The organism is uncultured Microscilla sp., assembly GCF_947493425.1.
Classification (GTDB): domain Bacteria; phylum Bacteroidota; class Bacteroidia; order Cytophagales; family Microscillaceae; genus Microscilla.
The window spans coordinates 1-819 of sequence record NZ_CANLRP010000419.1 but is presented as its reverse complement, the minus strand read 5'-3'; the positions used below and the strand labels follow the sequence as shown (position 1 = coordinate 819).

1 protein-coding gene and 1 pseudogene are annotated in these 819 nt (G+C 37.6%); both read right to left on the bottom strand.

Going from position 1 to position 819, the window contains the following annotated elements; all coding sequences use genetic code 11:
• A pseudogene (locus Q0954_RS34130) lies at window positions 1-554 on the bottom strand (IS630 family transposase); the annotation flags it as partial.
• Between the two features lie 63 nt (window positions 555-617).
• On the bottom strand, window positions 618-819 hold a 202-nt coding region (locus tag Q0954_RS34125; RefSeq protein WP_299466613.1), incomplete at its 5' end, for a winged helix-turn-helix domain-containing protein.

Genomic DNA, 819 nt, shown 5'->3' with positions numbered 1-819 from the left:
TCAGGATTTTCAAAAAACTTCTTGATGATGCTTTTTTTGTTTTTAAAATCCCTAAGTATTTGCTTTAGCTTTCGTCCTAATTTTTTGACAGTTGGAAATACCTGATTTTTCATCATTACATTTTTGAGATAATTCCATACTTGCTCAGAAGCATTTAACTCAGGAGAGTAGCTGGGTTGTTTGACTAATAACAACCTACCTTCTGGTAATGTCTCCAAAAACTTCTGCACTGCTTTACAATGGTGGATACTCGCTCCATCCCATATCAGAGTAACAGGGGCATCAGTTTGTTTAATCAGTACTTTTAAAAACGCTACAATTGCCTGACCATCATAAGGCTTTTTTTGGTGTGTATACACTAATTGTCCTTTTTCAGAAATTGCTGCACAAACCATATAGCTTTTAAAACCTTTATCCCAAAGTGGTAGGTGCTGGGTTTTTCCCACGGGGGAATAGCTTCGCTGCTTTAAAGGGTTAAGCAAAAAACTGGATTCATCACCATAAAAGATCACTCTACCCTCTTTTTGAGCTTGTTTACGCAATTCTGGTAAACGCTGTTCTTTCCACGTTTTGACACTTTCGGCATCCTGTTTAGGGCAGTAAGTGTCAGGTTTAGTTCAACTCCACCCAATTTTTTGTAAAATCTTACTAATATTGGATAAACAGTAATCCAAACCAAAATGAGAAGAAATTAACTTTTGAACACGGCTACGATCCCAGTAATCTTCTGAATATCCATAGTTAGATGCTCCTTTGGATAGTAATTGCTCAAGTGTTGCCAAGTCTGAGGAATCTAAGCCTGGGGTTGGTCCGCTATGA